The sequence below is a fragment of the Gemmatimonas aurantiaca genome (assembly GCF_037190085.1).
Classification (GTDB): domain Bacteria; phylum Gemmatimonadota; class Gemmatimonadetes; order Gemmatimonadales; family Gemmatimonadaceae; genus Gemmatimonas; species Gemmatimonas aurantiaca_A.
On the sequence record NZ_JBBCJO010000002.1, the window covers coordinates 99,283 to 122,620 of the forward strand.

19 protein-coding genes and 2 tRNA genes are annotated in these 23,338 nt (G+C 64.8%); 9 read left to right on the forward strand and 12 right to left on the reverse strand.

The features are described from left to right. Positions 1 to 14: 14 nt before the first annotated feature. The gene (locus WG208_RS02065) at positions 15 to 905 is read right to left on the reverse strand and encodes a hypothetical protein (protein WP_337169653.1); all 891 of its coding nucleotides are present in this window, start codon (positions 903 to 905) and stop codon (positions 15 to 17) included. 151 nt (positions 906 to 1,056) lie between these two features. On the opposite strand from WG208_RS02065, the gene WG208_RS02070 reads away from it, so the two are divergent. The 4 genes from WG208_RS02070 (at position 1,057) to WG208_RS02085 (ending at position 5,732) form a co-directional block, all read left to right on the forward strand. Continuing rightward, entirely contained in the window at positions 1,057 to 1,347 is a 291-nt protein-coding gene (locus WG208_RS02070) for a hypothetical protein (RefSeq protein WP_337169654.1), read from the forward strand. A 211-nt stretch (positions 1,348 to 1,558) separates the two neighbouring features. Further along, complete coding sequence (locus WG208_RS02075; RefSeq protein WP_337169655.1) at positions 1,559 to 2,560, forward strand: HmuY family protein; 1,002 nt, start codon at positions 1,559 to 1,561, stop codon at positions 2,558 to 2,560. A gap of 20 nt (positions 2,561 to 2,580) precedes the next feature. Next, on the forward strand, positions 2,581 to 4,764 hold the full coding sequence (locus WG208_RS02080) for a TonB-dependent receptor (protein ID WP_337169656.1): 2,184 nt from the start codon (positions 2,581 to 2,583) through the stop codon (positions 4,762 to 4,764). Positions 4,765 to 4,769: 5 nt separating this feature from the next. Next, positions 4,770 to 5,732: a CbiX/SirB N-terminal domain-containing protein gene (locus WG208_RS02085; protein WP_337169657.1), complete on the forward strand. Its 963-nt coding sequence runs from the start codon at positions 4,770 to 4,772 to the stop codon at positions 5,730 to 5,732. 148 nt (positions 5,733 to 5,880) lie between these two features. On the opposite strand, the gene WG208_RS02090 is transcribed toward WG208_RS02085, so the two are convergent. After that, the gene (locus WG208_RS02090) at positions 5,881 to 7,206 is read right to left on the reverse strand and encodes a DUF1343 domain-containing protein (protein ID WP_337169658.1); all 1,326 of its coding nucleotides are present in this window, start codon (positions 7,204 to 7,206) and stop codon (positions 5,881 to 5,883) included. Positions 7,207 to 7,316: 110 nt separating this feature from the next. Next, a complete protein-coding gene (locus WG208_RS02095; protein ID WP_337169659.1) occupies positions 7,317 to 9,743 on the reverse strand; it encodes a TonB-dependent receptor plug domain-containing protein in 2,427 nt (808 codons plus the stop codon). A gap of 63 nt (positions 9,744 to 9,806) precedes the next feature. Here WG208_RS02095 and WG208_RS02100 point away from each other — a divergent pair, with 63 nt between their 5' ends. Together WG208_RS02100 and WG208_RS02105 are read left to right on the forward strand one after the other, a co-directional pair. After that, positions 9,807 to 10,241, forward strand: a complete 435-nt coding sequence (locus tag WG208_RS02100; protein WP_337169660.1) for a helix-turn-helix domain-containing protein — start codon at positions 9,807 to 9,809, stop codon at positions 10,239 to 10,241. 119 nt (positions 10,242 to 10,360) lie between these two features. Continuing rightward, positions 10,361 to 12,652 (forward strand): prolyl oligopeptidase family serine peptidase, encoded by a 2,292-nt coding sequence (locus WG208_RS02105; RefSeq protein ID WP_337169661.1) that lies wholly within the window; start codon positions 10,361 to 10,363, stop codon positions 12,650 to 12,652. An 80-nt stretch (positions 12,653 to 12,732) separates the two neighbouring features. Here the strand turns inward: WG208_RS02105 and WG208_RS02110 are convergent, their stop codons facing one another. The 8 genes from WG208_RS02110 to WG208_RS02145 all read right to left on the reverse strand — a co-directional run bounded on the left by WG208_RS02110 (position 12,733) and on the right by WG208_RS02145 (position 18,658). Continuing rightward, positions 12,733 to 13,671 (reverse strand): arsenite methyltransferase, encoded by a 939-nt coding sequence (locus WG208_RS02110; protein ID WP_337169662.1) that lies wholly within the window; start codon positions 13,669 to 13,671, stop codon positions 12,733 to 12,735. Between the two features lie 109 nt (positions 13,672 to 13,780). Further along, the gene (locus WG208_RS02115; RefSeq protein WP_337169663.1) at positions 13,781 to 14,119 is read right to left on the reverse strand and encodes a metalloregulator ArsR/SmtB family transcription factor; all 339 of its coding nucleotides are present in this window, start codon (positions 14,117 to 14,119) and stop codon (positions 13,781 to 13,783) included. 39 nt (positions 14,120 to 14,158) lie between these two features. Then, entirely contained in the window at positions 14,159 to 14,587 is a 429-nt protein-coding gene (locus WG208_RS02120; RefSeq protein ID WP_337169664.1) for a hypothetical protein, read from the reverse strand. A 102-nt stretch (positions 14,588 to 14,689) separates the two neighbouring features. Next, positions 14,690 to 14,762: transfer RNA gene (locus WG208_RS02125), tRNA-Gln, on the reverse strand. Positions 14,763 to 14,839: 77 nt separating this feature from the next. After that, on the reverse strand, positions 14,840 to 15,400 hold the full coding sequence (locus WG208_RS02130; RefSeq protein WP_337169665.1) for a Uma2 family endonuclease: 561 nt from the start codon (positions 15,398 to 15,400) through the stop codon (positions 14,840 to 14,842). A gap of 130 nt (positions 15,401 to 15,530) precedes the next feature. Then, positions 15,531 to 16,103 carry a Uma2 family endonuclease gene (locus WG208_RS02135; protein WP_337169666.1) on the reverse strand — a complete coding sequence of 191 codons (573 nt, stop codon included), beginning with the start codon at positions 16,101 to 16,103 and terminating at the stop codon, positions 15,531 to 15,533. A gap of 130 nt (positions 16,104 to 16,233) precedes the next feature. Then, entirely contained in the window at positions 16,234 to 16,800 is a 567-nt protein-coding gene (locus WG208_RS02140) for a Uma2 family endonuclease (protein ID WP_337169667.1), read from the reverse strand. 151 nt (positions 16,801 to 16,951) lie between these two features. Beyond that, positions 16,952 to 18,658, reverse strand: coding sequence for a glutamine--tRNA ligase/YqeY domain fusion protein (locus WG208_RS02145; RefSeq protein ID WP_337169668.1), 1,707 nt, complete (start codon positions 18,656 to 18,658; stop codon positions 16,952 to 16,954). A gap of 212 nt (positions 18,659 to 18,870) precedes the next feature. On the opposite strand from WG208_RS02145, the gene WG208_RS02150 reads away from it, so the two are divergent. Continuing rightward, the gene (locus tag WG208_RS02150; RefSeq protein WP_337169669.1) at positions 18,871 to 20,127 is read left to right on the forward strand and encodes a hypothetical protein; all 1,257 of its coding nucleotides are present in this window, start codon (positions 18,871 to 18,873) and stop codon (positions 20,125 to 20,127) included. Between the two features lie 349 nt (positions 20,128 to 20,476). On the opposite strand, the gene WG208_RS02155 is transcribed toward WG208_RS02150, so the two are convergent. Beyond that, positions 20,477 to 20,549, reverse strand: a tRNA-Ala gene (locus WG208_RS02155). 157 nt (positions 20,550 to 20,706) lie between these two features. On the opposite strand from WG208_RS02155, the gene WG208_RS02160 reads away from it, so the two are divergent. Together WG208_RS02160 and WG208_RS02165 are read left to right on the forward strand one after the other, a co-directional pair. Then, complete coding sequence (locus tag WG208_RS02160; RefSeq protein WP_337169670.1) at positions 20,707 to 22,269, forward strand: deoxyribodipyrimidine photo-lyase; 1,563 nt, start codon at positions 20,707 to 20,709, stop codon at positions 22,267 to 22,269. Beyond that, positions 22,269 to 23,246: a threonine/serine dehydratase gene (locus tag WG208_RS02165; protein WP_337169671.1), complete on the forward strand. Its 978-nt coding sequence runs from the start codon at positions 22,269 to 22,271 to the stop codon at positions 23,244 to 23,246. The genes WG208_RS02160 and WG208_RS02165 overlap by 1 nt, the downstream gene beginning before the upstream one ends. The last annotated feature ends 92 nt before the right edge of the window (positions 23,247 to 23,338 follow it).

Consider the following 23,338-nt stretch of genomic DNA (forward strand, 5'->3'; position numbering starts at 1 on the left):
ACGGCGCCCGGATCTCACTTCACCGACACCTGCTTGATCATGCCGTGCGCCAGATGGGGCTTGGCGTCTTTGGCATCGGGGGTGAAGCAGATGAAGGCATACTCACCGGCGGGAATGTCCACGGAGAGATAGACCATGGCGCCCGGCAGAATGTCGGTGACGCCACCAAAGGGAATTCCCGGAGGAGCGCCATTGGGGTTCTCCGCGAACTGTGCCATCTGCATCGGCGTCTTGCCGGGCATCAGCTTGGCCATGATGAATTCGTGCGGCTGCGTGCCCGTGTTCCGCACGGCAATGACATGTTTGCCCGGCGTGAGCGTCCGCGAGAAGCTGAAGTCGTAATCAGAGAGCGTGAGTGTGATGTCGGCGGAGGGCGCCGCCGTCTTGTTGCCGGATGGCGTGACGGTGAGCGCCTTGATCATCCCCTTCATGATGTGTGGCGGGCCACCGGGGCTCGGAATGACGCAGAGAGCCACGTATTCGCCCGCTTCCAGATTGCTGGTGAAGACCGTCTCGCCGGCGGAAGCATTGGGCCCGCCCACCGGATACATCCACTTCGGCGGCGGACCACCACTCTTGAACCACTGCATCACGTCATCCGGCGTTTTTCCCTTCTCGACTTTCACGAGATAGAGATGATGCAACTCCTTGCCTTTGTTCACGAAGCGCATGGTGGTGAGACCGGCCGGAATGCTGGCCGGCATCTCGAACGCATAGTCATTGGCCGTCACCTGCACGACGTTGGCACCGGCGATCGGTGTGAAAGCGGCTGCGGCCGCTGTGCGGGCAGCCGATGCGCGGGGCGCCGTACTGGCAGCGGGGCGTGCGGACTGAGCCTCCAGCAGGGAAGCTGCACTGATCGACACGCCGAAGGCCGTGACGACGACACGAACGAAGGGAGACATGAAATCCTCGACAAGAGTGCACACGATGTGGTACCGGCAGCGAAACACGCGCTGGTCGGTGGATTACCCGCGCCTGCGTCGATCCGTCACCGCACGTGTCAGTCCCGCAGCGCCCGCTGTCGTCGTCGGGTCCGGGGCCACACATTGCAGGATGTCCCGCGCATTCGTGAACGAAGATGCGGGCCCTCCCGAACGGCGGCCCGACTATGACCTCCCTCCCCGCGACGCGGCGGACTTCGAGGTGACCGCGGCGCGCGCGCTCCTCGAGGGCGCCCGTGCCGGCGATACCGTGGGCGCCGAGGACGCCACCGGATATCGATGGGGGGATCCGCACCTCGTGCCACACATACGGCATTGGCTGACCGTCGCGCGCGAGGAACGCGACGACCGGCTGGAGCAGCTCGCGGAGCGTTATCTCCGGGCGGCCGGCGAGACGGCCTGATCAGCCAATCCCGATTGATTGTATCGTGAAAATTGAATAGGATTCGATGTTCGCTACACGAGAACGATTCTCATCTAAATCGAGCCCGATGTTCTCCTCAGATTCCATCCGTGTGCCAGTCCAGCGCCGTTCCGGCCGCTCGGCGGCCCGCGTTACGGTTGCCCGTGCCGTTTCCCAGACGGTTTCCCGTGCGGTTGTCCGTAGCGCCGTCGTGGTCGCGTCGTTCGCGCTGGCCGCCTGCTCCACCAGCGATGTCACGGCGCCCCCCGCCCCGTCGGCCGGCGCGTTCACCGTGGATGCCACCACTCGCTGGGTGTATGTGAGCCTGGCCGACAGCGCCGTGGTCACCCCTTCGCCGTCGAGCGGAGAGTCCTCGGCGTGGGACATCGCGTTCAATGCGACCAACGTGATGCTCAATGGTGGCCAGGCCGGCCCCGGCGGCGTGACGGGATACTGCGTGTGCCAGAACGCCGCGAAGAATCCCAGCAACGCCGAGTGGCTCGCGATGACGGCCGAAAGCCAGAAGATCCATTTCGACACGCTGAGCCGCACACCGGCCGGTGCCGTCTTCGTGAGCGACCAGCTCACGCCGGCGATCGGTGGCTTCTATAGCGGCGCCGGTACCGGCGCCGTGGCCAATCCCGACTCCGTGTACTTCGTGCGGTATGCGGACAGCACGGGCTTCGCCAAGGTCCGCGTCACGAGTCTCACCTCACCGACGGCGACGACCCCCGGTCGTGTCACCATCGAATACGCGTTGGCCGGCAATACCGACGCGGCATTCGGCACCGTGCGCACCGCGCAGATCGATGTCTCCACGGGCGCGAAGAATTTCGATCTCAATTCCGGTCAGGTCACCACCAACGCCACCGACTGGGAACTGCGCTTCGATGGCTACACCATCCGCGTGAACGGTGGCGCGAGCGGCACCGGCAAGTCCGCCGCGGCGAAGATCACCGACGCGACCTTTGCCACGGCCACACCGGCGAGCACGGTGGCCAACGCCTATCGCAGCGATGTCTACGCCGGCGTGTTCAACACCGCCCGCTATTACCGCTACAACCTCTCGGGCGACAATCGCATCACGCCCACGTTCGATGTGTATCTGATCCGCCGAGGCACGCGGACGTGGAAGTTGCAGATCCTGAACTACTACAACTCCACGGGTTCGTCACGCTACATCACCTTCCGTTACGCGAAGCTCGCCGAATGATGAGGCGGGTGACGACGGGAATGACGACGCACGCGTGGTTGGTTGGCGTTGCACTGGGTGGCATCGCCGGCTCCGTGATCCCCGTGGCTTCGGTTGCGGCGATGATCCCGGGACCGGGCAGCGCGCATGGACGTGTCGTCGACGCCTCCGATCGGCATGCGCTGCCTGGCGCCGAAGTGCATCTGTTCGGCCCGGACACCCTGCGCCTGCGCACCGACGCGCAGGGTGGCTGGCGCGCGCAGCAGGTGAAGCCCGGACGGTACACGGTCCGGGCCCGCATTCTGGGATATGCCTCCACGAGCTTCACGCTGGATGTGGGTGAAGACCAGCAGGTGGAGCGCACCATCGCACTCGATGCCACGCCACTGGCCCTCGAGCAGATGGTGGTCACCGCGGCCCGCCGCGAACAACGTCTCAAAGACGCCGTCACCACGACGGAACTGATCACGCGCGCCGACATCGAACGCACGGGTGCCAACGACATCGCCTCCGTATTGCTCGAACAGACCGGTATCGAATTGCAGGGCGGTCATCCGGCCGGCACGGGGGTGATGCTGCAGGGCATCGGTTCGGAACGTGTACTCGTGCTGCTGGACGGTCAGCCGCTCGCGGGCCGCATTTCGGGCGTGTTCGACATCTCGCGCATTCCGGTGACGATGATCGATCGGGTGGAAGTGGTGCGTGGTCCGCAGTCGACGCTGTACGGCACGGATGCGATGGGTGGCGTGGTGAACATCATCACGCGCACCGCACCGAAGACCGATGGTCCGCTCTACGGCGTCGGTCTGCTCGGCACGCTGGGCACGCAGGCCCGCACCGACGGATCGGCCAGTCTCACGTATTCGCAGGGCGCCATGAGCTCCGCCATGGATTTTTCGCGTCGCCAGACGGAGACGACACCGGGCATGTCGGGAACAGCCGGCGCACTCACCGCACGCAGCGATCTGTCGGCCAAGCTGCGTTGGGCTCCCGACAGCGGCAAGGCCCTCGAAGCCAGTGTACTCGCTCTCGACGAGCGACAGCGCTGGCTTGCCGGTTCGCTCTACAACTTCGGCGACAACCGGCAGTGGAGTGGTCGTCTGAACGGCACGAAGAGTCTCGATGCGGCGCGGCACCATCGGATCGGTGTGACCCTCTCGGGTTCGCACTACGATCATCGGCAGCGCGCGAGCACCGAAACCCGTCCCATCGCCGGCGACACCGGTTCACGCCAGCTCCAGCAGGTGTTCCAGCTCGATGCCGTCTACAACGGCCGGATCACCGACGCCGTGGCGCTCGACCTGGGCACGCAGGTGCGTCGTGACGCCGTGGAAACGGAGCGTGTGCTCGGCGGCAAACGCGACATCACGCTGTTCGAGCCATATGCGCAACTGGAAGCGGCACTGACACCCACACTCTCGGTCGTACCGGGTGTGCGGCTCACGCAGAGTTCGCAGTGGGGCACACATGTGACGCCCCGTCTGGCCGCACGACAGCGTATGGGGGAGCATCTCACGTTGCGCGCGTCGTATGGCACGGGGTTCCGCGCGCCGGACTTCAAGGAGCTCTACATGCGCTTCGTGAACGCCAGCGCGGGATACGCCGTCAATGGCAATCTCGATCTGCGTCCCGAGTCGTCGCGCAACGTCATGGGTGGCGCGGAGTGGACGGCCAATCGCACCTACGTGCGTGTGCAGGCCTTCCGCAACGACTTCGTGGATTTCATCGAAGCCCGTGCGGTGAGCGCGCCGGGGGAACCCACTGTGTTTCAGTACGCCAACGTGGACAACGGCTCGACGCAGGGCGCCGATGTGGAAGGCGGCTTCGCGCTGGGCGGTTTCCGCGGGGAAGCCAGTGTTTCCCTGCTCTCCACCCACGACGACGCCACGGGATACGAACTGCTGGGTCGTCCGGATGTGTCGGCGCGCACCACTCTCAGTCTGCCCGCTGTGTGGGGCGTGCGATTCAGTGCGACGGGCGTTTACACCGGCCGCACGCCGATGGAACGCGACGAGACCACCGGTCGCATCACCAGCTGGCGTGACGCCTTCCCGCGTCTCGACTTCCGGCTGGCGCGCCGCATCGGTGGGCTGTCCGGCACCCCGGAACTCGTGTTCGGCGTGGACAACACCTTCGATACACAGCCTGCACAGTGGGCCGGCTTCAACCGGCGCCATCTCTACACCTCGCTCTCCTGGAACTTCAACCACACGCCCACGCGATGAACGCCGTGACTTCTTTCTCTTCGACCCTGCGCCGCACGTCGGCAACCGTTGCCCTGGCTTGCGCGGCCGTGGCTCTTCCGGCGGCGCTCGGGGCGCAGGCCGCCGGCAAGACCGGTGTCGTCGTACTCGCGCATGGTGGCGACTCGCTCTGGAACGCGTTGGTGGTCGACGCGGCGCAGAAGGCCCGCACCGATGGCCCGATCGAAGTGAGCTTCCTGATGGGCGCGGGTGCGGCAAAGGCCCGCTTCCAGGACGCCGTGGCCCGCCTCGAATCGCGCGGTGTGTCGAAGATCGTGGTGGTGCCGATGCTCGTTTCGAGCCACAGCGGCCACTACGATCAGATCCGCTATCTGGCCGGCGAGCCGGTCAAACTCGACGAGGACATGGCGCATCATCTGCACATGTCGGGCATCGAGAAGCCGAAGAGCAAGCTGCCGATCATCGTGACGCCGGCCATGGACAACGCGCCGCAGATCGCGCAGGTGCTGGCGGACCGCGCTAGGGCGCTCGCTCCGAATCCGAAGGAACGCGCTCTGCTCATCGTCGGTCACGGCCCCAACTCGGCCGAAGACTACGCGGCATGGATGGAGAATCTCCGTCCGGTGGCGGATTCGGTGAAGGCCATGACGGGATTCCGTGATGTGCGCGTCGAACTGGTGCGCGACGACGCACCGGCGCCGGTGCGCGCGGAAGCGGTCACGCGCGTGCGGGAACTCATCGAGCTGCAGCACATGGCCACCGGCAAGGATGTGATCGTGGTGCCGGTGCTCGTCTCGAAGGGCGCCGTGAGCCGGGACAAGGTACCGGCCGACATCAAGGGCACGCCGTCGATCTACTCGGGTGAGCCGCTGCTGCCGCACGATGCGATGTCGCGTTGGCTGGAGATGCGCGTGCGCGAGGCCGGCAATGCGGCGCCGAAGCGCGCGGCGGATACGCAGCAGCAGGCGCCGGCACACCAGCATCGCTGAACACCACGCGTCGCGCGCAGGTAGTCAGAGACAATCAGGCACAATCAGGCACCATCAGGCACAACGAGAAGGCCCCGGGAATCCGTTTCCCGGGGCCTTCGTCGTTTTCTCCGTGCATTGCGCGTATTCACGGGCGCGCCGCGCCAGCCTACGGATAGAGACGATACTTGTCGGCCCGCTGATGGAATCGCGTCAATTCGGGTTCCCACGACGCGAAGATCTCCTGCGGTGTGCGGCCGGCCTGCAGCATGTTCTTGAGGCGCGGCGTCGCGGCCAGACGATCGAGCACCGCGTCCTTCCATTCCAGCTTGTCGGCGTGCAACGCGTTCACCGCCCACATGAGCGCCACACCGGCGCGATACGGCTTGAAGGCGGCCCGATCGGTGACGTGGAGACGGATGCCCGGCAGTGACTGCCCGGCAAAGGCCGGCGGACGTCCATGGAAGGGACGCTGAATGGGCGTGAACTGATCCACCGCGAAGCGTGTGCCCGGAAGATTCAGCGCATTGAGCATCGCCACGGCACGCTGATTGTCCAGCCACGGTGCGCCGATGAGTTCGAAGGGACTGTCGCTGCCGCGTCCTTCAGAGAGATTCAGCGACTCGAACAGACAGGTGCCCGCGTACGCCACGAGCGACGAAAACGCCACGAGATTGGGCGACGGCTTGCTCCACGGCTGTCCCGTGTTGTCGAGCCACATGTCGCGCGTCCAGCCCTTCATGGGCACGACATGCAGTGTACCCTGCACGCCGCCACGCAGCATCCGTTCACCGTGGTAGAAGCGGGCGAGTTCCGCTGGTGTCATGCCATGCAGCGCGGGAATGGCCGTGTACGATCCGAAACGATAGAACGCCGCACTGTCGGCCACGAAACCGTCCGCACTGCGTCCACCCAATGGATTGGGACGATCGAGCACGACCACCGGAATCTTCTTCTCCGCCGCGGCCTCCATCACGAACCCCAGGATGTTGACGTGCTCGTAGAAACGGGCGCCAACCTCCTGAATGTCGTACACGATGACCTCCACACCGTCGAGCATCTCCGGCGTGGGTTTGTGGATCTCGCCGTAGAGACTGTACTTCGGTGCGCCCGTGGCGCTGTCCACGGTCTGTTCGGGATCCCGCTGGATGGAGTAGTCGTTGCTGCGGATGTTGTACTCCATGCCGAACAGCGCCTTGAGGCGTACGCCGAGGGCCTTGCCCGGCCCCGAGTGCAGAGCATCGGCGAGATGCATGCCGTTGGCGAGCCGTCCGCTGTGATTGGACACCAGCGCCACCGACTTGCCGCGAATGAGTTGCGGATACTCGGTGAACAGGCGGTCGGCACCCATCACGAGCGGGGCACGGGCCGGTGTGCGTGCGGCAACACGAGAGGCGGGAGTACGCGGTGCGGCAGTCGCGGCTTGCGCGCTGAGAGGCGACACCGGAATGACCGTCGTGAATGTCACGGCCAGGGCGATTGCAGCCGTCGTCACGCACCGGACGGCGGCGGAAGCAGGAGCGGGTATGGGCATGGATCAATGCTTACCCAGCGTATTCCGCTACGCCAGTAGGTGCCCGGCGCCTGGAAGGTCTCGGGAGTGCCCTAGAACGTCCATCGGACGCCGCCGTTGATCGTCCGTCCCTCCAGCAGGCTCCACACATCGGTGGTCCAGCGTCCTCCCTGCCCCTGTATCGGCAGCACGAGCGGATCCACACGCGTCTGGCGCACGTCGCCGATGTTCTCGAGATTCACGAACAGACGCGCGATGCCCATGCGCGTGGCGAACGCACGTTCCGCCAGTACGCCGATCACCAGATAGGGCTTGCTCTCGTTGCGATAGGGATTCTGCTCGAGTCGTTGACGACCCGTGTAGTACAGTTCGAGTCCCACACGGCTCTTCCCTTCCTGCTCGATACTGGCCACGACACCCGCGGAGTGCCGCGGAGTGAGCGGGACTTCGCGTCTGGCGCACACCGCGTGCACGGGTGGTGCGCTCTCGGGATCACATTCGGTCGACCGCAGGTAGGTGTACGAAGTGGTGATGCGCAGTGTGGGTGCCTCATGTTCGTCGTCAGCGCCCTCCGCCTCCTCATCGTGCCCTCCTCCCAATTCGTGCACCAGGCGGGCGAGCAGTTCGCCACCCCACGTGCGTGTCGGTGCGGCGGCATTCACGAGCATCACGCGCCGGCTCACTCCGGGACCCGGGCCGAACACCCCTCCAAGCTGCACGGCATCCATGATCCGTGAGCCAAAAGCCGTCGTGTTCACTTCCAGCCGACCGATCGCCGTTTCAACTGGCCCTCCGATGTCGAGCGAAGCACTTCGCGCGCGCTCCGCCACGAGGCCGCCGAGTGGATTCATCAGACGCAGACCGGTCGCTTCGGTCTCTTCGGTGAACGGGGTGGGAGCAAACGCGCCCGTTCCCCCGGACAATCGACTCGTCCAGGACGCGAATGCCCCCTCCGACGGTCGGCGCAACAACACCGACACCCGCGGATTGACGAACGTCCCGTACACATTGTGCGCATCCATGCGCGCGCTGGTCGACAACGACAGCCAGGAAGCGGCGTCGACATCGGTCTGCACGAAAACAGCGGGAATCGTGAACGTATAGTCGAATCCCGCGACACTACGGTTCCGGTAGGCATCCTGCTGCAGTGCAGCACCCACCACGTACGTCAACGGCCCACGCGGCACCGCAATCGACGCTTCGCCGAACCAGGTGCGATGCCGGTCGTCTTCGGTGTTCGTACCGAAGCGGTGGGTATGTCGCTGTTCCACCGCCGATCCACGCACCGACAGGATCGCGTCATGCCGTGCGGCGCCCTCCCGCGCGTCCCCGTTGTTCGAGGTATCGCCTGATCTGTCGTCCGATGTACCGCCGGCACCGAGAATCCACTGGCCCAGCCCACCGATATCGGCCCGTTCGGTGCGCAGTGACTCTTCGTATGTGGTGCCGTTCCGTAACGTGCGGCTGGGCAAGGTACCGCCTTCACGTTCTTCGACGGTCAGTCCGCCCGTGAGAAACGCCGAGCGACTCCGGCGATCGCCGTAGAAGAGACGCGGACGCACGACGGCCCGTCGGTATCCCGGCATATCCGTCCAGCCATCGTCATCGAGATCGTTCTGCGTCTGACGATGCGCGCCGGCCAGCAACGTGTATCCCCACCGGTCGGTCATCGGACCAGCGAGGAATGCCACACCATCGGTTCCACCACGCGACGTCTGGTTCAGCAGCACGGTGTTCTCACGCGTGTCGGTTGGCCGACGTGACACGAGATTGACGACACCACCCAGCGCCGAACTGCCATACAACGCAGAGGCCGTTCCCTTGATGATCTCCACGCGACCCAGATCGACGGGCGGAATCTGCAGCAGACCAAGACCTCCCGTCTGTCCACCGTACAGCGGGAGCCCATCGGCAAGCAGAAGAGAATAACGTCCGCGCAGCCCCTGGATACGCACGTTCGCGCCTCCCAGCGAGGGGTTGGTGGCCTGCACGCGCAGCCCACTCGTCTCATTGAGCATCATCGCGATGTCGCCGGGCGTCATCGCCACTTTCTCGGCGATTTCCTCCTCGTCGATCACCTCGACACGGATAGGCGTATCCTCCACTCTCCGCTCGGCGCGTGTGGCGCTGACCACCATCGTCTCCATCTCGGCGTGCTGCATGGTCAGTTGCACCATGATCAGCGTATCCAGCCCACGGCGCACCACAACACGGGTCGTATCCGGTACGAACCCGAGCCGAGCGCTGACGATCTCGTGCACGCCCGCGGGTAGCCGGAGCATCGCGCTGCCCGTCGCGTCGGTCGAAGCTCCCACGCGTCCGCTCCGCACCACCACACCTTCCACCGGGACGACGTCATGGCGTACCTGTATGCGGACCGTGGCCAGTGAGTCGAGCTCGGCACCCACAGGGATCTGGGCAAGAAGGGTATGAGGTGTGGTGAACACACCCAAAGCACACACGACACGGAAGAGCATCGCGCCGGAGAAGCGCGGCAGGAGCCTGCGGGGAGATGGCATGGTGGGTAGGATGCACCTTGTAGCTGCTACAAGGTCAACCACCGAGGAGCGACGAGGAGCGACATGGAGCAGAGCCTGACCATCGGCGCACTGGCGCAACGCACTGGCGTGACCGCCGAGACGATCCGGTACTACGAGCGCGTGGGAGTGCTGCCGCGCCCGGCGCGGAGCAGCGCCGGACAGACGCATGGGGGATATCGGCGGTACGGACCGGGGGACATCGAACGGCTTTCTTTCGTGCGGCGGGCCCGCGATCTGGGGTTCTCCGTGCAGGACGTCCGGGAGCTCCTTTCCCTGGCGGAAGACCCCACGCGTCCCTGTGGAGAGGTGGACGCCCTTGCCCGTCTGCATCTCGCCCAGGTGGAAGCGCGCATCGCCCAGCTCTCCGCGCTGCGGACGCAGCTCGAGCAGGTCATCAACGGCTGCCGTGGCGGCCTGGCGATGGCGGATTGCCGTATCCTGAGGGCACTGAGCGAATCGGGATTGCAGGTCGGGTGACAATAGCATTGGTATGCAGTTCAGTATACAATTTAATGTGATCGGATTTGCGCCCACCATCGCGTCACGGGTGGCCTGCGCCCTACCACCTCCTCCGTCTTTCCCCTCCGAGGATCTCCATGCATCGCATCGCCATCGCGGCGATCGTGTCGCTGTCTCTCTCCCAGGTGTCGCCCGTGGGCGCGCAGGAGAAGCCCACGATCGCGCAATTCATGAGTCCGGCCTACCCCATGAATCTGGTGACCGCGCGGAAGGCCGACCGTATCGCCTGGATCGCGAACGAGCGGGGGATGCGCAACGTCTACACCGCGGCGGCGCCCAGTTTCACCCCGGTGCGTCTGACGAGCTTTCTGAAGGACGAGGGAGCCGATCTCTCCCGGTTGTCGATATCGGACGACGGATCGACGGTGCTCTTCGCGCGCGGTACGCCGGCGAACCGGCAGGGATGGATCGCCAATCCTTCGTACAACCCCGAAGGCGGTGACTACGCCACGTGGACCGTGAAGACGAGCGGCGGACCGGCGTGGCGTGTGGTCGGTGGTGACGGATTCGTACTGTCGCCCGACGGTCGGTTTGCCGTGGGGTCGCGCGAAGGTCAGCTGTACCGCATCAGTCTGACCTACGGGCGTCCGAAAACGGCGATGGATACCGCCGGTGTCCCGTTCGTGAAGGTGTGGGGCAGCAACGGCAGCCCGCAGTGGTCGCCGGATGGCTCGAAGATCGCGTTCGTGAGTCTCCGGCTCAATCACTCCCTCATCGGGATCTACGACGTCAGAACGCGCACGGTCGACTACATCGCACCGAGTTTCGATTGCGACGCCAGTCCCCTCTGGTTTCCCGACAGCAAGCGACTGTTCTTCAGCCGGCGTCCCGCCGTGCCGTTCGGTCGTCAGGCACAACAGGGTATCCCCGGCAACATCGGTTTCCCTGCCGGGGCCGCGGCCACCCCGCTGCCGCCCAACAGCCGGGGCATCGTGGATCTGGAATCCGGCTGCGGCCCCAGTCGTGGGGGCGGATTCGGCCGTCCCGCCACCGCTGGACGTGGAGCGGGCGCGGCGAACAATCCGCTGCTCAATTCGCCGGGACTGTACAACTCCGCGTTTGCCGGCGGATACACGCAGTCGTTCATGATCGCCGATGTCGCGAACCTGACGGCCCGCGAAGTGTGGCACAACCAGCCGAATGATCCCCTGTTCGCCACCATCAACGGCATGCGCCTGGCGGGCGACCACATCGTGTTTCCGGTGCAGGTGCCGCGCGACGAATGGGATCGGTATTACAGCGTGAGTCTGACCGCGACGGGAAATCCTGCGCCGGTGCGCCTGACCACCACCGATGGTCTCATCGAAGGCAGCACGATCTCCCCCGACGGCCAGTCGTTCCTGTACTACACGAACGCCACCGACATCGAGCGTCGGCATCTCTGGTCGGTGCCGGTGGCAGGTGGCACGCCGAAACAGGTGACCGTCGGGCAGAACGCCGAAACCGATCCCGCGCCGCTGGCTTCGGGGAGACATGTGGCCTACCTCTCCTACGGCATTGCACTACCGCCGTCGGTGACGGTGATGCCCACCAGCGGCGGTGCCGCGCGGGTGATCTTCCCGACGTTGCCGAAGGATTTCCCCACGGCCGCGCACGTCGCGCCGGAAGTGGTCGTCACCAAGGCGGCGGATGGTCTGGAGATTCACAATCAGGTCTTCGTGCCCAGAGACGTGAAGCCCGGTGAACGTCGACCGGCGCTGGTCTTCGTGCATGGAGGCCCGCCGCGTCAGATGCTGCCGCTGTATCACTACATGCACCCGTACACGCTCATGTACGCGTTCAATCAGTGGCTCGCGAGTCAGGGCTATGTGGTGATCTCGGTGAATTACCGCCTGGGCATCGGCTACGGCCGGTCCTTCCAGAACGCGCCCGGCACATTCTCCAGTGGAAACGCCGAGTATCAGGACGTGATCGCCGCCGCGAAGTATCTGCAGTCGCGGCCCGATGTCGATCCGACGCGCATCGGCATCTACGGACAATCGTACGGCGGACTGCTCACGGCGCAGGCCCTGGCGCGCAACTCCGACATCTTCGTGGCCGGTGCCGACCTCGCGGGACTGCACCTCTACACGAACGTGCTCAACGACAGCTCGGTGGCCTACCGCTCCTCACCCATCTCGGCCATCGACACGTGGAAGTCGCCGGTCTTCCTGTGGCAGGGCGACGACGACCGCAATCTCGATGCCTCGCAGACCGCCGGTCTCATTCCGCTGCTGCGGGCACGGAACATCTATCATGAGCTGATCGTGGTGCCCGACGACATGCACGAAGCCTCGCTGCATCGGCGCGTGCTCGAGATGTACGGGAAGACCGCGGACTTCCTGCATCGGTTCGTGTGGCTGAAGCAGACGCCGCCGACGGCGAGGTAGTGAGCCGAAGACCGGCGACGATGCACTGAGGTCGTCGCCGGTCTTCCGGCATGCTGGTCATGGGGAGTCGTTGCTCACCATCATGTGCAACAGTCCGGGCCGCAGCAGGATGCCGCGACCGATGAGAGAGCTGCAAGAGGAAGTCCGACCACGGGTACTCCCGCGCGCGATGGCTTGGTGGCGCGAACGAATGCGGCCATGAACTTGCCATCGATGTCGGCAAGATTGGCTTCCACATCGACACCGGCCTCCTGGAGGAATGCGCGCGCATCCGCACTGCGATAGAGACGCGTCGGTTCGATATCGATGTCGCTGAAACCGCTCTCGGCGAGGCGCGTTCTGAACTCCTGCTCCTCGAGCGCGCCCGCCACGCAGCCAATCCAGAGTTCCATCGACTTGCGCACAGCCGCGGGCACCTCACCGCGTACCACGACATCGCTCACGGCAAATCGTCCGCCGGGCTTGAGCACGCGGAATGCTTCGGCCAGCACGCGTCGTTTGTCACCCGAGAGATTGATGACACAATTGGAGATGATCACGTCGACCGAGTCGGACGGGAGGGGAATCTCTTCGATGCGACCACGCAGGAACTCCACGTTGCTCACACCCGCTTCCGCCGCATTGTGTCGGGCGAGCGTCAGCATGTCGTCTGTCATGTCGAGACCATAGGCCTTGCCAGTGAATCCGACGCGGCGAGCGGAGAGGAGCACGTCGATACCGCCACCGGAACCGAGATCGAGCACGACATCACCCTCACGCAGTTCGGCCAGCGCGGTCGGGTTGCCACAGCCGAGTGAAGCCAGCACGGCGGTATCGGGAAGTTCGTCGGTCTCACCGTTCACGTAGAGGTTCGCGGTGATGGGATCGACCGACCCATTGAACGCGGCGGCGCCACAACACGAGTTCACGGGACCACAACATTCGGCGGCGGCCGGCCCCGTCACTTCGAGAACCCGGCGGGCGGCCTCGCCGTACTTCTCGCGGACGATATTGCTGATATCAGGGGTGTCTGCCGACATGTGTACTCCGATGTGGGTGGTAGACGTACAGCAACATTTCTTGATGCGTTGAATCCGAAACAGGGCGCCGGAAGGCGCCCATGCCGACGTGCCGTTGCGGGGATGTTTCTCAGTCGCAGCAGCGACCAAAGACCCTGAGCGTACGCTTGCCGCGGGTCGCTTCCGTGCCGAGCACCCGTACGAGGTCGTGCACTTCCCCAAAGGCCTCGGCGTTGATGCGGTAGTACGACCAGCGTCCCTCCTTGCGATCGATCACGAGGCCTGCCTCGCGGAGCACCTTCAAGTGGAACGACAGGCGCGACTGCGCCGCATCGAGTGCGTCCTGCAGCTCACACACGCACCGCTCGCCCTCGCGCAGCATCTCCAGCACCGCGAGACGCGTCTCGTCGGAGAGCGCGTGGAAAAGCTGGGCCGATCGGGTGAGGTCGAGAGCAGTGGCAGTGGGCACGGGCTCAAATACATCAATTTTTACTAATATGTCAAGTTTTCACGGAGTCGTTGCGACGAGTCCGACAACGACCTCTGCGGGCTGGAGATGATTGCAACGGCCGCCTCGCCTGACAACGAGACCGTTTCGTGTTGCGGTGACGTACCCAGGGGCTTCGACACGAAGGTCGTACATGCCTACCCGTTCGTTGGCACCCATGTACACGGGATCGTCCGGTTTGCTGCCGCTCTCCCTGAGGATCTCCGTGTAGGCGGCTTCGGTGATGGTGACGGTCGCGATGGGTGCAATCGGTTTGCGCGTGGAGGCGTCGACGACACGGACCATGACGCCATAGCTTCCGATGGAAAGGCAATCCTCATTGGGGAGGAGGAAGCAGGCCGAGAGTGCCCATCCAGTCACGAGGGCCGCGCAGGTACGGATGACACGCGCATTGAGCCGCAGAATGAAGCGGGACATGGGGATTGGCATGGTAAGGACTCGTAGAGAGGTGCTGTACTGTACTACCTTGGGGCAATTCAGGCAAAAAAACACGAAGCCCGCCAACGCGCTAAGTCGTTGGCGGGCTTTCGATTGCCCCTCCTGGGGTCGAACCAGGAACCTTCTGATCCAGAGTCAGACGCTCTGCCAGTTGAGCTAAGGGGCAGCTGGCTTTCCCCCTCCAAAGACGGGGGGGAGCCCACAAATATAGGGCGTGCCGGATCGGATGGTAGTGGGGCTCGCCTATTCCCCGATCTCTTCCCAGAGGGGAGCCAACGCCAGATGGAACGGCTCCGCCACACCCGCCGGCTCCCACGTCACCGCTTCGATCCAAATCTCCGGCCGGTCGGCATCGGGTGCCCACCGCTCCACGAGTTGCGAATCGATGTCTACCAGCCAGCACTCGATGCCGGCCCGCTGGAACCGCGGACGCTTCTTGAGGCGGTCGTTACGTGCCGTGCCCGGCGACAGCACCTCGATGACCAGCAAGGGATCCGGCGCGGGTTCCTTGCCTCGCATCACCGCGCGACTGACGGGCGGCACAACGAACACGTCAGGCTGCACCAGCGTGTAGGCATCGAGAATGACGTCCGCCGGGGCGATGAGCGCCACACCAACGCCCTTGCCGGTGCTGCGCAGCCACGCCCGCAGTTCGGCGTGCAACGCTCCAGCAGCCGTCTGATGGAACCACCGGGGCGCGGGGCTCACCAGCAGCTCCCCGTCCACGGTCTCGTAGCGGTTACCGTCGTCCGGAAGCGCCCACACGTCCTCGACGGACCAACGGCGTTCTTGCACGTTCGGCATGCCCATATTCTGCTCGGCGCTCGGCGTTTTGCGCAACTCGGCGGGGACATGCCCCACCATACAACGGGGGCGACCACTCTTCGTCACCACAACTACGTGCGCATCATCCTGCCAACGCCTGCGTGATTCCTCACTCCGATTCGATCACCGGCAAACCGACTTCCTCCCACACCGGCGCCAGCCGCAATTCGAATTCTTCATGCGCGCCGGCTGGTATCCAACGAACAGCCTCGACGCAAATCTCCGGCCGGTCGGCATCGGGCGCCCACCGCTCCACGAGTTGCGAATCGATGTCCACCAGCCAGCACTCGATGCCGGCCCGCTGGAACCGCGGGCGCTTCTTCAGACGGTCGTTACGTGCCGTGCCCGGCGACAGCACCTCGATGACCAGCAACGGCGTTGGCACAGCCACGTCGCCCTCCGTGACATCCCGGCCAATCGGAGGCAACACGAGGATATCCGGCTGCACGAGCGTATGGGGATCGAGGATCACATCGGTGGGCGCAAACAGCGTCACTCCAATGCCTCCCTGCCGCACCCATTCGAACAGGGCGCGATATACCGCGCCCCCCACCACCTGGTGCTTCACCTTGGGCGCAGGGCTCACCAGCAGTTCCCCGTCCACGGTCTCATGACGGTTACCGTCATCCGGAAGCGCCCACACGTCCTCGACGGACCAACGGCGTTCTTGCACGTTCGGCATGCCCATATTCTGCTCGGCGCTCGGCGTTTTGCGCAACTCGGCGGGGACATGCCCCACCATACAACGGGGGCGATCAATCTTCGTCACCACAATTACGCGTGTATCATCCTCCCGACGCGTGTCCCTCCCGTTACGCCTGCGCCGGCAACCCAGCCTCTTCCCACACGGGCGCCAACCGCAATTCGAACATCTCGCCGACACCAGCCGGCGCCCAGCGAACGGCTTCGACGCAGATCTCCGGCCGATCCGCATCCGGCAACCACCGCTCCACCAACTGCGATTCCGGATCGACCAGCCAGCACTCGATGCCAGCCCGCTGGAATCGCGGACGTTTTTTCAGGCGATCGACGCGCGCCGTGCCCGGCGACAACACTTCGATCACCAGCAGTGGCGTCGGCACCGGGGTCTCACCCCACAGCACATCGCGGCCCACAGGCGGCAAGACGAACACGTCAGGCTGCACCAGGGTGTAGGAGTCGAGGATGACGTCCGACGGTGCCACCAACACCACACCGATCCGGCGGGCGCGCACCCACTCCCGCAATGCGGACGCCATTCCGAACGCCACGACCTGATGCCCTGCCCGCGGCGCAGGGCTCACCAGCAGCTCCCCGTCCACGGTCTCATGACGGTTGCCGTCATCCGGAAGCGCCCACACGTCCTCGACGGACCAACGGCGTTCTTGCACGTTTGGCATACCCATATTCTGCTCGGCGCTCGACGTTTTGCGCAACTCGGCGGGGACATGCCCCACTATGCAACGGGGGCGACGGATCTCCGTCACCCCCGCAACGCACCGCGTACCATCAGAACGCACCAGAGCGCATCAGAGCGCATCAGCACGCGCGTCAGCTCTTTTTCACTTCCTTGGCCCAACTGTCACGCAGACCGACGATGCGATTGAACACGCGCTTCTCCGCTGTGCTGCCTTCGGGTTCGGCGTAGAAATACCCCACCCGCTCGAACTGATAGCGTGACCCCACCGGATCAGCCATCACACTCGGTTCGACTTTCGCGTCGGGAATCACCACCAGCGAATCGGGGTTCAGCGTATCGAAGAACTCCTGTCCGTCCGGCACATCGTCGGGATCGGCCTGACTGAACAACCGGTCGTACAGCCGCACTTCCACCGACACGGCGTGCGGGGCACTCACCCAGTGAATCGTGCCCTGCACCTTCCGGCCATCAGGCGCATTGCCGCTGCGCGTGGCGGGATCGTAGGTGCAGCGCAATTCGATCACCTCACCCGCCTCGTTCTTCACCACCTCGTTACAGGTGATGAGATACCCGAACCGCAACCGCACCTCACGACCCGGCGCCAGCCGATAAAACTTCTTCGGCGGGTCTTCCATGAAGTCATCCCGGTCGACATACAACTCGCGCGAGAACGGCACCAACCGACTGCCGGTCTTGGGCACGTCGTGCGGATAGTCCTGCGCTTCGAGCTCCTCCACCTGCCCTTCCGGGTAGTTGGTGAGCACGACCTTGAGCGGATTGAGCACGCAGAGTCGGCGCGGCACTTCCATGTTCAGATCGTTGCGCACGGCATGCTCGTACGTGGCGTACTCCACCCGCGCATCCTTGCGCGCCACACCGATCGTTTCGGCGAAGGCACGAATGGCTTCGGGACGCACGCCGCGACGGCGCAGGCCGGCAATCGTGGGCATGCGTGGATCGTCCCACCCATTCACACGGCCTTCGTTCACCAGCTTCAGCAGCTTGCGCTTGCTGAGCACCGTGTAGTCGAGCTGCAATCGTGCGAACTCGATCTGCGTGGGCGGGTTCACATAACCGGCTTCGTGCACCAGCCAGTCGTAGATGTCGCGCGCGTCCTTGAACTCCAGCGTGCACAACGAACGTGTGATGCCTTCGATGGCATCACTCAGTCCGTGCGCGAAGTCGTACAGCGGATAGATGCACCAGTCGTTGCCGCGCCGGTAATGATGCGCATGACGGATACGCAGCAGCAGCGGATCGCGCATCACCATGTTCGGATGCGCCATGTCGATCTTCGCCCGCAACACGCGCGAACCGTCGGGGAACTCGCCGGCCTTCATGCGACGCAGCAGATCGAGATTCTCTTCCACCGACCGGTCGCGCCACGGACTCGGCGTGCCCGCCGAGGTCACCGTGCCGCGGTTGGTGCGGATCTCCTCTTCGTTCTGATCGTCGACATAGGCCTTGCCGTTCGTCACCAGTCGTTCGGCGATTTCGTAGAGCTGCTCGAAATAGTCCGACGCGTAGTACTCCCCGTCCCACTGGAAGCCCAGCCACTGCACGTCCCGCTTGATCGATTCCACATAGCGCACGTCTTCCGTGGCCGGATTGGTGTCGTCGAAGCGCAGATTGCAGGTGCCGCCGAACTCCTTCGCGATGCCGAAGTTCAGGCAGATCGACTTCGCATGCCCCATGTGCAGGAAGCCGTTCGGTTCGGGCGGAAAGCGCGTGGCGGGCCCCCGACCGAAACGGCCGGTGGCGACGTCGTCGGCCACCATCTCCCGAATGAAATCGCGGCGCGGAGCGGGTGTTGTATCGTGAAGCACGGAATCGGACACGGATGTACGGGTAAAGAGGACCTTCAATTTAACCCGGCGGGGTATACATGCGGGTACCTCCCGTGTGCCTCCGCAGCGTACCTTCGCGTCCTTCGCTCCATACGAGCGCCGGCTCCCCGTTCCGCCTCTTTACCCCGCTGACACGCTTGCTCCATACCGCCTTCGTGAAGACGCCCCCACGCGCTCACGCCAGCAGGGCCCTGCGCCCACTGGTGAGCGTTCTGCTGCTCGCCGTCATGGCCGGTTGCCGGGCTGCCGTGGTGGGGGCCGGCGGCGACGTGGCGTCGGCGCGAGCCAATCTGGACGCGGTGGCATCCGCATTCGAGTACCGGTTCACCAACGTGGTGCGCACGCCCAAGTTCGCGAACGCCCGCATGCGCCTCGCCCGATACGCATTCGCGCCCTCCAAGCTGGTCAACGACACCGCCCTCTGGACGGGGATGCGCTCCACCACCACCGGCTCGGAGCGTGAGCTCGAGGTGCAGGCCCTCCTGGCCAACAACGAGTATCTCTTCACGGCGCGCTCCGACGTGCCGGTGCCTTCACGCCTGGGTGAACAGCGGCATATCATCGCGTTGTCGCAGCGGGGCGAAAACGACTGGCTGTGGCACACGGCGGTGGAGCACCACGTGGGGACCATGCCACCGGCACGACTCAATGATCTCATGCGGGGATTCCTGCTCTCGGCGGAACGTCCGGCCGGCGCGCTCCGCAGCGACTACCGCACCACGTTCCCCCGCACCACGGCCGCCTTCGGACGTTTCCTGCTGCTCGACTCGGTCGCGACCACGGCCCACGCCGACGGATCGACACTCGTGGCCCTGCAATTCCGCGTGGACGCCAGCCGCATCCAGGGCGCGTATCCGGCCTACGCGAAGTTCCTGCGCAAATACGTGGAGTCCTCCCGCTGGCGGTATCGTCTGACCGATCGCTCGGGCGCGGAATGGTTCGACGTCCAAGCGGCCAACAAGCGGGTCTCCATGCGCTTCCGGTCGCATGACGGTCACCTGCAGCCGATGGAAGGCACCGCGCGGGCCATGCCCGATACCCTGCTGATCACCGCGGACGCGCTCGCAAAATTCGGCCTGTTCACCGTGGGCGCGACCAACATCCAGGGGACCTTCGTGCACATCGACACCCCCCGCCAACGCGCCTGGGAGCTGCGCTTCACCAAAGATCCGGAGTGGCATCTGCCGCTCATCACCGAGCGACTGATGCGGTCCCCCCTGCAGCATCTCTTTGCCGGGCGGGGTATCGTCTTCACCCTGGGTTTCCGCACCGGTCCCGATGGTCAGACCCTCAGTGAGCGGGTCCTCGACCTGCCCGTTCGGGAGAGTGCGATCATGCGCTTTCTCGGCAATCTGGGCTTCACCGCCATGAGTGACTTCGCCGGGACGGTGGAGGAAGAGGAGAACCGGTTCCTGGCCGAGGTGTTCCGGGCCATGCGCGCCGATCTGGCCGGGCTCTGACCCGCGGACGGCTCCGAAGACGGCTCCGACCGCATCCGGGATGCGGCCCCCGGGATGCGGCCCCCGGGATGCGGCCCCCCGGGATGCGGCCCCCCGGGATGCGGCCCCCCGGGATGCCGCCACCCGGATGCCGCAAAACAAAGAGCCCCCGACCGCTTTCGCAGCCGAGGGCTCAAAAAGGTGCCACGCTCGCCGTCATTGGAACTCTCCGTCCTACCGATCGGCGGCGGGCTTGGCGCTACATACACTGGACGATGCAGTAGGTTCCTGCGTCACACCAGTGCCGGATCCGTCACGATCCGGTCGTATTTGATACCCTGGAACCCGAAAAGGTTCCGTAGATATCGAGTGGAGCTGAGGGGGCTCGAACCCCTGACCTCTGCAATGCGAATGCAGCGCTCTCCCAGCTGAGCTACAGCCCCAGGTGTGTCGACCCGACAAAAATGGCCCCGCTCCGGTAGCGCGGGGCCGATCGGGTAACGCACGGGAAGCTAGCCGGCATACGAGTGGTGTCAAGGCGCACGCGCACGCATGCGGAAGACTGGCCGCCGATACGCTCCATGGTATTTATGTGCATCCATGGCATTCCTCCCGCATTCCGATCGCACACCGTCGACCACACCACATCCCCTCGGGGCGGACTATGTGCGCGACCAGCTCGTGCCGCGGACGGTGGATCTGAACGGGAAACGCTATCGGCCGGACGGGGAATACGTGCTGTACTGGATGCAGTCCACCCATCGGCTGGATGAGAACTGGGGGCTGCGCGCGGCGGTCCGTACGGCCGATCGCCTCGGTCTGCCGGTGGTGATTCATCAGGGACTGGACCCGACCTATCCCCACGCTTCGGCGCGCCACCATACGTTCATCCTGCAGGGTGCCCGCGATACCGCCCGACGTGCGGAAGCACATGGATGGCACTATCAGTTCGTGCTGCGCGCCCATCGTGACGATGACCGACGGGTGGTGGATCGTCTGGCCGCGCGGGCGTACGTGGTGTTCACGGATCTCCTCCCCACGGCCGGCGTCCGCGAACGCCTGAACAGATTCGCCGAGCGCGTGCAGTGCCGCGTGCTGGCCGTGGACAGCGTGTGCACGGTTCCCAGTGGGCTCTTCGAGAAAGCCGAATACGCGGCGCGCACGATCCGCCCCAAAATTGCGCGCCTGCTCGATCATGCCATCGAACCGGTGGAGGACCGCGCTCCGAAACGGGCCGTGTCCGAATCGCTCCGGCAATCGTTGTGTGCCCTGATTCGTGAGGGTGGAAATCGCGGACCGCTGCCGATCGCCACGATGACCGATGCCGACATTGCTGATATCGTCAGCGCCTGCACCATCGATCACACCGTGCCGGCGGTGACGCTCGCGGGAGGCAGCGAGGCCGCCGAAGCCCGCTGGCAGCAGTTCCTCATCACCGGACTTCCCCGATACGACACGCAGCACAACGAAGCCAGCGACGCCGGGAGCACATCCCGTCTCTCGCCATATCTGCACTACGGACAGATCGCACCGGCGCGACTCGTACGCGAAGCGCGTGCCGCGGGCATCGGCGCGCCGCCGCTCGATGCCTTCGTCCAGCAACTCGTCACCTGGCGGGAGCTGTCCTTCAACTGGTGTCTGCGTACCCCCGCGTTCGATCAGATTGCCGCGTTGCCCGCCTGGGCGCAGCGGACCATGGAAGCACATGCACACGACGAACGTCCCGTGCAGTACACCCTGGAGCAGCTCGAACGCGCGGAAACCGGCGACACGCTCTGGAACGCGGCGCAGCGCGAGTTGCTCACGCAGGGGGTGATCCACAACTACCCACGCATGCTGTGGGGTAAGACCATGCTGCTCTGGACCGCGAATCCTGAAGCGGCGCGCCGCTGGCTCTTTCACCTGAATGACAAGTACGCGCTCGATGGACGCGACGCGAACAGCGTGGGCGGTATCATGTGGTGTCTGGGACTCTGGGATCGCCCCTGGGGCAATCGGCCCATCTGGGGCGGTCTGCGTCCCATGTCGACGGCCCGGGCGAAGACGAAGTTCGACGTCGACGGATACATTGCGCGGGTGAACGCCTCACACGACACCGACTCTCCTTCGCAGGGACGCGTGCCGGATGCGTCCAACGATCCTCTCCCGTTGCCGGGCTTCTGATGTCATCACTCGATCCCACCATCCTGCCCACCGTCGACGCGGTCCGCGCCGCCGAGCGGCACGTGCGCACGATCATGCCGCCCAGTAGACTGGTCCGAAACGAATCTCTGTCCGATCAGCTCGGTGTGGAGGTGTGGCTCAAGCTCGAACTCGAGAATCCGACGGGTTCGTTCAAAGTCCGCGGAGCCTACAACGTGCTGGCGGAGCTGACGGAAGAGGAACGACGCAAGGGCGTGGTGGCGTCGAGCGCCGGCAATCATGGACTGGGTGTGGCGTACGCGGCCAAAGCGTTCGATACGCCAGCCATGCTGTATGTGCCGCGCACCGCGCCCCAGGTGAAAAAGGACGGTATTCGGGCACTGGGCGCGATCGTCAACGACGAAGCACTGGACTACGACGCGGCGATGGTGCTGGCCAAAGCCCATGCGGCACAGCACGACATCCGGTTCATCAATCCCTGTCTCGGTCTCGATCTGCTCGCGGGTCAGGGCACGGTCGCGCTCGAACTGCTGGAGCAGTTGCCGACGGTGACGACCGTGCTGATCTGCACGGGTGGCGGCGGACTGCTGGGTGGCATGGGTGCCGTATTGCGCACCCTCGCTCCGCACGTACACGTGATCGGTGTGCAGAGCGAAGAGACCGCGGCGATGACACACTCCGTGCGCGCCGGCCGTGTGCAGGAGACGACGGTGACACCGACACTGGCCGACGGCCTGGCCGGTCAGATCGACGAAGAGGCCCTGTACATCGGCCAACGCTGCGCCGACGATCTGGTGCTCGTGACCGAAGCGGAGATCGGCGAGAGCATCGCCTGGCTGCACCGCACCACGGGCATGAAGGTGGAAGGCGCCGGTGCCGTCACTGTCGCCGCGCTGCGCCATGGGCGCGTGACGCCGCAAACGGGACCGATCGCGGTGGTGGTCAGTGGGCAGAACATCGACGACTCACGCCTGGCCACGCTGCTCGCGACGTATTGAGGGAGACGTCACGCGAACACCACACACCAATGCAGGCACAATGAAAACGGCCGGCCGGGGTTTCCCGACCGGCCGTTCAGCCCTGTGTCCGG